The sequence below is a fragment of the Vibrio sp. M260118 genome (genome assembly GCF_036533755.1).
In the GTDB taxonomy this organism is placed as follows: Bacteria; Pseudomonadota; Gammaproteobacteria; order Enterobacterales; family Vibrionaceae; genus Vibrio.
Window position 1 is genome coordinate 1 of sequence record NZ_JATABG010000135.1, and the last position, 8,711, is coordinate 8,711.

Here is an 8,711-nt window from a genome sequence, read left to right on the forward strand (position 1 = left end):
CGCCAAGATATTAGTTTTAATGCCTCTTTAAACAGTAGTTCTGGCTGGCCTTGGAGTGATGACATAGAACAAGTGTTGTTCTCTGGTTCACCCTTGATGCAAGAGTGCGTTTTCTTTCACAAACTCTCGAATGTTCTAATTGTGACTGACTTGGTGGAAAACTTCTCAGGACAAGAGTTCAACTATTGGCAACGCTTGGTGGCGAAAGGCGTAGGCATACTCGCTCCCAATGGAAAAATGCCTATTGATTGGCGATTAAGTTTTATGTTTGGCAAAGCGGATGCCCGCAAACACCTTGACCGTTTATTACAGTGGAATCCTCAAGTGTTGGTGATGTCGCATGGTGAAATCGTGAGGCAAAACGCTAAGGAGTTCTTAACTAAATCCTTTAAATGGTTAATATAAAAGTTCATCTATCTTGTGAAACTTAGTTGGTTGTAAATGAAGCAGAGTATTGTCCATATCGCATTAGTCGTTGAAGATTACGATGATGCGATTGATTTCTATGTCAATAAATTGAAGTTCGAGCTAATAGAAGACACTTACCAACCCGAACAAGATAAACGTTGGGTGGTTGTCGCTCCGCCAAACTCCAATGGTGTGACCTTGCTGCTTGCTAAGGCATCTAAACCTGAGCAGCACAGCTTTGTTGGTAATCAAACGGGGGGTCGAGTATTCCTATTTTTAAATACTGACGACTTTTGGCGAGACTATAACCGCATGAAATCGATCGGGATCAACTTCGTCCGTGAGCCTAAAGAGCAAGACTACGGCACAGTGGCAGTGTTTGAAGACCTATATGGCAACCTGTGGGATTTACTGCAGTTAAATCCAGACCATCCAATGGCAAGTCGATAATTAACCTCAGTTATGGATAATAATAGCGATATTTGGCGTGAGTACTACCAGAAAGCTCTGACTCGACCTCACGCTAAGCGTACTGAGTTTGCTCTGAGCTTAAATGAGTCTTCATCTAAGGTGGCGATTGATTGTGGCTGTGGGGTAGGCAGTGATATTGATTACATGCTGCAACAAGGCTATCAAGTACATGGCTTTGATATCAACTCAGATTCAATCGCCATTTGCCGAGACAGATTTGGCGGTAATCCTTTGGCGGATGTTTCACAGCACTCGTTCGAGAACTATAACTACCCGGAGTGTGGCGTGGTTATTGCCAACTCAAGTCTGTTTTTCGCTGAACCTGAAGCGTTCGACGCAACTTGGCAGAAGATTGAATCTTGTCTTGTTAAAGGCGGTGTTTTTGCGGGTGACTTTATGGGGACAAAAGACAGTTGGGCGAATAACTACCGTAGCCCGACTGCACCACTTTCTGAATCGCACCTACGTTCACTCTTTGCCAACTTTGAAATCATCCGATTCTTCGAGCGAGACGAGCAAGCCAAAACCTCATTAGGTAGATTGAAGCACTGGCATACTTACTCAGTGGTTGCGGTGAAACTGCGTTAATCGATTCGATTAAAGCAATACTACTCGAAACCAAGTAGGAGAGGGTTTATCATAGGTTTTACGTTCCACCAATTAAATATCTGATATGTCATTTCCTCCTTGCCCTAACTGCCAATCTGAATACGTTTATCAAGATCAAATCAATCTTGTTTGCCCCGAGTGTGCCTTTGAATGGAACCCAAATGAAGTAGACGAGAATGTCTTCATCGCCAGAGATGCCAATGGAACAGAGCTCGCTGAAGGCGACAAAGTCACCCTAGCCAAAGACCTAAAAGTAAAAGGCAGCTCGCTTGTGTTAAAGATCGGCACTAAAGCAGTTGTGAGGCGTATTGTTGAAGGAAAAGATCACGAGCTCGATTGTAAAGTCGATGGCGCGGGCGAGATGATGGTCACCGCCAAGTTTGTGAAGAAAGCCTAGAACCTGAGATTTTCTATTTCTGGTTGGCGTTTTATCGCTTTGTAAGAGCCCCTACTGACAGTTGTTGTCAGTAGGGGCTTATTACTATGTAGGGCATAGAAAACAAGGAGCAAAAAATGAAATTACAAAAGATCCAAGGATTCGATGTTGCAGGTTATTCTGTGCGCACAACTAATCTAGCAGAGCAAGAGGAAGGGACAGCAAAGATAGGGCATTTATGGCAACGTTTCTTTAGCGAGGTAGCTCCTAGCCTAGATCCTGGGGCGAAGGTTTATGGCTTATACACTAACTATGAATCGGATTATACAGGCGAGTTCGATGTTATTGCCTGTTCGGATTGCTTGATTAGCAGCGATGCAGATTTCGTTTCAACCCAAATTGCTACAGGAAATTACTTAGTATTTTCTGCTAAAGGCGAATTTCCAACTGTTGTCATTGAGCTGTGGAAAGAGGTTTGGGCGTATTTTTCAGATCCTAATTACCCCCATCAACGTTCCTACAACACCGACTTTGAATTCTACAAAAGTGCCGATGAAGTGGAGATATATATAGGGGTTGAGTTGTAGGTGACTGGTTGCGAATACGAGATAACGCTAAGATACTTATAAAGAAATCTTTTTCACAATGGGAGACTTAGGTCAGCCAATGTAAAAATGTGAGCTCACTAGATAATGCCATTTGTTGCACTTGTGAGAGTCTTCCAACCTCCTTATGATGATCTTTCGTACTAGTTGGATAGGACAAGGTTCGTTATGAAGAATACGTTTGAACACGCGCTGCCTGATGCTCAAGGCTACTTTGGTGAATATGGTGGTAGCTTTATCCCCGAGGAGTTGCAAAAGGTAATTGATGAGATCACTGCTGAATATGATAAATGCCGCCAAGATCCTGCATTTCAAGCGGAACTCGCGCGTCTATACAAGCATTTTGTTGGTCGTCCAAGTCCTATCTTTCATGCGGAAAATCTATCGAAAAAGTATGGTGCAGATATCTACCTAAAGCGTGAAGACCTAAACCATACTGGCGCACATAAGATTAACCACTGCTTGGGTGAAGCGTTGCTCGCCAAGAAGATGGGTAAGAAGAAGCTTATTGCTGAAACAGGTGCGGGGCAGCATGGTGTCGCACTGGCTACGGCCGCAGCGCTCGTCGGCCTAGAGTGTGATATCTATATGGGTGAAGTTGATATCGCAAAAGAGCACCCAAATGTGGTTCGCATGCGCATTTTAGGTGCCACGGTTATCCCTGCCACTCATGGTCGTAAAACCCTTAAAGAAGCAGTAGATGCTGCGTTCGAAGCCTATCTAAAAGACCCAATTACTCAACTGTATGCGATTGGCTCTGTGGTTGGTCCTCACCCATTCCCAATGATGGTACGTGATTTCCAATCTATCATCGGTAATGAAGCTCGCGAGCAGTTCCGAGAGATGACTGGCGAGCTCCCTAACAACCTTGTTGCTTGTGTTGGTGGTGGTTCAAATGCCATGGGACTGTTTACAGCGTTTTTAGAAGATGAAGCGGTGGCTATCCATGGCGTTGAGCCTGCAGGCCGTTCGTTGGTGGAAGAAGGTGAGCATGCTGCGACATTAACCCTAGGTGAGCCTGGGATGATGCATGGTTTTAAATCTTACATGCTGAAAGATAACAATGGCGAACCCCAAAAGGTCTATTCGGTAGCGAGTGGTCTAGATTACCCATCAGTTGGACCTCAACACAGTTATTTAAAAGATCTTGGCCGTGTTCAGTATGGTACTGCTGACGATAAAGAGTCGATCGATGCGTTTTTTGAGTTGTCACGTTTGGAGGGAATCATCCCCGCAATTGAATCTGCTCATGCCGTGGCGTATGCACTTAAATTGGCTAAACAGGGCGAGAAGGGCTCAATCCTGCTTAATCTATCTGGCCGTGGTGATAAAGATATCGACTTTGTGGTTGAAAACTACGGTAAACAATACGGTATTGAGTCTCTGATTTAATCGTTAGGTTCACTGCTTTAACGAGGATGGCCTGGCTTATAGCTAGGCCAGTAACAAGAGACATCATCAATACTCAGCAAGATGGTCAAACTTAGCGGTTTGGCCACACTCCTAGGCATCTATGATTAACACCATAATTAAACTAACAAATAGTCCTAGCGACAATAACTGCCAAAACCTGACGGGATTACGTTCAACCAAAGGTAGAGAGCTCATTGGCTTCGCTTGTGGGTTAGCGTGGGTAAAGTCATGAACAAATTCACTGACCTCAATATACCTTTTACCTACATCAAGCTGAGTGGCTTTTTTAACTGCGTAATCAATCCATTCAGGAATCTCTGGGTTGTAAGATCGTAGTGAGTGATATCTGAGCTTCGCCAGCGCTTGCTTGTTATGGCAATTTGATAATTGGGTACCGTAAGGGAGTTGTTGAGTTAACAGGAAATAGGTTAGGGCGCCCAATGAGAAAACATCAGCCTGCTGGGTTGGAAGCTCACCAATAAAGTACTCTGGGGCACTATACTGCGCCGTTCCTGGGATAGCGAAGCTTCTGTCTTTTATCTCACCGATACCTGCCACATACACGGCGCCATAATCGATAATCTTTACGCTACCACTTTCGTCAATCATCACATTGTTCGGGCGTAGGTCTTGATGGATCATCTGTTGCCGATGCATCGCTTGTAAACCTTTGGCGATTTGAGTGATGATGTCTCTCACTTTCGCGAGTGGCGGGTCCGGGTTATCTTGTAGCCACTCAGCTAGGGTTTGCCCTTCTAAATACTCTGCTACCATATACAAATAGCGCTTTTCTGCGGGAATAACTTCCAATAGGTAAGGGCTGCTAAGCTTTTGTCCAACCCATTCCTCCATCAACATACTTTCTAAAAAACTATGCTTCGTGCGCATCTCTTCAGAAGGAACTTTAAGTGCCACTTTGCGTCCGGTTTTCTCGTTCTTGGCTAAATAGATATGGCTACGACTGGTCACTGACAAAGCCCGCTCGATCAAAAAGCCGTCAAACACCTGCCTTGCACTTAATGCTGGTGGTAGTTGTAACGTATCAAGCTGAGTGGAAACTTCATTGAACTCTCGTTGTGGCAACTGCTCGATCTTAACCAATTGCAGTGACAGGTTGTCATCGCTGCCATTGTCTAGAGCCAGTGTTTTGATTTTGTGTGCTTTTTGCTCAAGGTCGCCTACAGCATGACTCAATAGTTCAATGATGCTTTTACGCGGAACAAACTCGTAAATACCGTCAGTAGCAACGACAAAAATGTCACCTTTTTCAATCGGGTATTCTCGATAATCGGCCTCAAGCTGTGGGGCGATTCCGAGTGCTTTGGTGAGATAACTGTTTGATGCATCGACCGCACGTCGGTGATCTTCGGTCAGTTGCTCTAGATGGTTTGCGCTAAAACGGTAAACTCGCGTATCGCCAGTGCTTAATATGTGCGCTGTATGCGACTTGATAACCACAGCGCTAAAAGTACATACGTAACCTTTGTCAGGATTAAAGCGATCTAAGCTTTGCTGGCCTTGCGCATAGAGCCAATAGTTGAGAGCTTGGAGCACCTTGGTTGCGGAGTGTTTGACTGACCAAGCACTGGATGTTGAGAAGTAATCATTAATAAAGCTGTGTATCGCGGTTTCGCTAGCTACCTGACTAACTTGGCTCGAGCTAATCCCATCAGCCATCGCCACTACGACACCTTTATTTTCAAGTGCATGACCAGAAGGAATTTTGGCGCCAATCGCATCTTGATTCAGTGGTTTGATGCCAGCACTAGTAACTTGAGCAATATCTATTTTTAGTTGAGCAGACATAAAATAGCCCCGTTGTTACCAGCGGGGCGTCCAAGTCGTTATTTTGTCGCTAGTTCAGCGCCGACAGCAGCTTTACGCTCTGGGCTTGTTCTCACATGAGTAAGATAAATCGGTAAACCTACCAGTAAGAATCCACCCACTAGGTTACCTAGTGCCGTTGGGATTTCGTTCCAGATTAAGTAGTCCATTACTGTAAAGTCACCACCCATGATCATTGAGAATGGGAACAGGAACATGTTTACGATTGAGTGCTCAAAGCCCATAAAGAAGAACAGCATGATTGGCATCCACATCGCGACCATTTTACCGCTGGCATGGGTTGAGATCATTGCGCCTACCACGCCCATAGATACCATCCAGTTACAAAGCATGCCGCGAATGAAAATGGTAAACCAACCTGCTAAGCCGTGCTCTTGGTAACCAAGTGTTCGGGATTCGCCTATGGTACTAACTTTGGCTGCGAGAGTACCGCCATCGGTGTTATATCCGTATGTCAAAATGAAGGAAGCAAAAAAGGCTACGGTTAATGCACCAGCAAAGTTACCTACAAACACTAGGCCCCAGTTTCTTAGCATCTGATTGACGCTACATCCTGAACGTTTATCAATGACAGCTAAAGGCACCAAGGTAAAGACACCTGTTAACAAATCGAACTTCATTAAGTAGAGCATAATGAAGCCAACTGGGAATAAGATCGCCCCCACCAGAGGGTTACCTGTTTTGACGATTACGGTTATGGCGAAGAAAGCCGCCAACGCTAAGATGGCCCCGGCCATAAAGGCTCGAACTAGGGTGTCTTTGATCGACATAAATATCTTTTGTTCACCTGCATCGACCATCTTGGTCGCAAACTCTTTCGGCTCTATATAAGACATCGCAATACTCTCCTCAGTTTTAATTGCTAATTGGAATAAAGCTAGTACCGTGCCAGAAAAATAAACTCATTAAAATACAATGCTTTAGATGTAAAAATATGTTTCAGGTTTGCTAAGTGACTAATTTTTAGCCCTATTTTAGTGCACCTGTTTTTATATCATTGTGCAGCTTATTTGTTCATTAGCGTCAATTGTGAGGGGAATTAGACTTCTTACATTTGGTTGATTTCTTGCATAGAGAGATAGGTAGGCGATAGGTTCTCAAGATCGATAAAGTGCTTCTAAGCCCTGATTTATGACGTTAATTGACGGTGCAAACCCAGTTAAATCGGGCTGTGCCAGGTTGTTCGATATGAGCTTCGATTGTAACAGTGTTGACTAGTAAATATGCCCTTTATTGGTGCGCCGTTGTGGATTGTCTGGTGCGAACCTTTGGGTCAATTCAAGACGTTACTAGAGGACTGACTGCCAGCTGATTGGTGTTTATCGCGTGGTACATGCAAAGAGGACCTGACTTCTATGGCGGACTATTTCTGGTTGATAACATGTTCATTTTTGGTGTTTTTAATGCAAGCCGGTTTCTTGTGCTTAGAAAGTGGGCGTATTAGAAGTAAGAACAGTATCAACGTGGCAGCAAAAAACATCTCTGACCTTATCATCGCAATGATCGGCTTTTGGGCTGTGGGCTTTTCTTTGATGTTTGGTGATAGCCTGCTTGGGGTTATCGGTTTTTCTCCATCCTTCCTTGATGTGGAGAGTAGCCCCTGGGATATCAGTTTCTTTCTATTTCAAGTAATGTTCTGTGGCACAGCGACAACGCTGATGTCTGGCGCGGTAGCGGAAAGAATGTCGTTCAATGGGTATTTGTTGTGTGCATTAGTAATGAGTATTGCTATATACCCTGTTGTTGGTCACTGGGCATGGAGCGGCGCTTTTAACTCTGACAATCAGGGTTGGTTGCAAGCGCTTGGTTTTGTCGACTTTGCTGGCTCCATGGTTGTTCACGGTGTTGGTGGCTGGCTCTCTTTGGTAGCAGTGCTTATCATCGGACCTAGAATTGGTCGATTTGAGCAAGGTGTACAGCTTCCCCAAGGCAGTAACTTACCCTTATCTGCACTAGGCGTACTCCTTATCTGGTTTGGCTGGTTCGGGTTCAATGGGGGCAGTACTTTAGTTTTTGATCACAACGTTCCCTCAGTTCTGCTCATGACGTGTTTATCTGCAGCCTGGGGCGGGGTTCTCGCCTCTTCTGCCTATTATTTAAAGTACCGATTTTTAGACGTTACCCATTTGCTTAATGGCGTGATTGCAGGTCTTGTCGGGATTACCGCTGGTTGTCATGCTGTCGGAACAGTTGATGCCATGATCATTGGTTCCGTGTCTGGATTATTAGTTTTCTATGCGACCGAGCAACTGGAGAAGTGGAAAATAGATGATGCTCTCGGTGTTGTTCCTGCGCATCTTGTCCCTGGCATATGGGGAACAATGGCTGTGGGTCTACTTGGCGACCTCTCAATCTTGGATACAGGATTATCGAGATTCGAACAGGTAGGAGTGCAGTTGTTAGGAATTGTATGCATTAGCTTATGGTGTATTGCAGTTGGCTACAGCGTACTTTTTCTGCTTAATAAACGTATCCCGTTACGTGTCTCGGTAGCAGACGAAGAGAAAGGTATGAATGTCGCGGAGCACAATGCGGCAACAGAGATGCTTGATCTGTTGGTCTCAATGAAAAAGCAGAAAGACAGTGCAGATTTCTCTCGCCAAGTCCCTGAACATCCTTTTACTGAAGTTGGCTTGGTCGCTAGTCAGTACAACCAAGTCATCAAGCGTGTCCAAGCCGAAATCTCAAACCGAGACAACGCGATCAATGATTTCCAAGAGAGTGAAAAGCGCAAGAGTGCAATTTTAGACTCCTCAATGGATTGTATTGTCACGTTGGACAATAAAGGCCATATTTTGGAGTTTAACCCTACCGCTGAAAGAACATTCGAATGTCCGAAAAGCTCGGTGAAGGGAAAGAGCTTTATTGATTACTTTGTGCCTGTTGATAAACGCAATTTTGCGCAGCAAAGCCTTAACCATGGCTTCTCTTCATACGATGGATTGCTTATCAATAGGCGGAATGAGTTGAAGCTCCAAAGAACC

Annotated in this window: 8 protein-coding genes and 1 pseudogene; 7 read left to right on the forward strand and 2 right to left on the reverse strand. The window is 44.7% G+C overall.

The features are described 5' to 3' along the window. The 6 genes and pseudogenes from QTO00_RS09940 to trpB all read left to right on the forward strand — a co-directional run. A pseudogene (locus QTO00_RS09940) lies at positions 1-405 on the forward strand (DUF4336 domain-containing protein); the annotation flags it as partial. Between the two features lie 36 nt (positions 406-441). After that, positions 442-858, forward strand: a complete 417-nt coding sequence (locus tag QTO00_RS09945) for a VOC family protein (protein ID WP_331424608.1) — start codon at positions 442-444, stop codon at positions 856-858. Positions 859-870: 12 nt separating this feature from the next. Then, the gene (locus QTO00_RS09950; RefSeq protein ID WP_331424610.1) at positions 871-1,467 is read left to right on the forward strand and encodes a class I SAM-dependent methyltransferase; all 597 of its coding nucleotides are present in this window, start codon (positions 871-873) and stop codon (positions 1,465-1,467) included. An 85-nt stretch (positions 1,468-1,552) separates the two neighbouring features. Then, on the forward strand, positions 1,553-1,885 hold the full coding sequence (locus tag QTO00_RS09955; RefSeq protein WP_331424612.1) for a zinc ribbon domain-containing protein YjdM: 333 nt from the start codon (positions 1,553-1,555) through the stop codon (positions 1,883-1,885). Between the two features lie 116 nt (positions 1,886-2,001). Further along, a complete protein-coding gene (locus QTO00_RS09960) occupies positions 2,002-2,451 on the forward strand; it encodes a GyrI-like domain-containing protein (protein WP_331424614.1) in 450 nt (149 codons plus the stop codon). Positions 2,452-2,637: 186 nt separating this feature from the next. After that, entirely contained in the window at positions 2,638-3,861 is a 1,224-nt protein-coding gene (trpB, locus tag QTO00_RS09965; RefSeq protein ID WP_331424616.1) for a tryptophan synthase subunit beta, read from the forward strand. Between the two features lie 111 nt (positions 3,862-3,972). Here trpB and QTO00_RS09970 read toward each other — a convergent pair whose 3' ends face one another. Continuing rightward, positions 3,973-5,688 (reverse strand): bifunctional protein-serine/threonine kinase/phosphatase, encoded by a 1,716-nt coding sequence (locus QTO00_RS09970; RefSeq protein WP_331424618.1) that lies wholly within the window; start codon positions 5,686-5,688, stop codon positions 3,973-3,975. A gap of 38 nt (positions 5,689-5,726) precedes the next feature. Further along, positions 5,727-6,563, reverse strand: a complete 837-nt coding sequence (locus QTO00_RS09975) for a formate/nitrite transporter family protein (protein WP_331424620.1) — start codon at positions 6,561-6,563, stop codon at positions 5,727-5,729. A 519-nt stretch (positions 6,564-7,082) separates the two neighbouring features. Here QTO00_RS09975 and amt point away from each other — a divergent pair. Next, a partial coding sequence (gene amt / locus QTO00_RS09980) for an ammonium transporter (protein WP_331424621.1) occupies positions 7,083-8,711 on the forward strand: 1,629 nt, incomplete at its 3' end.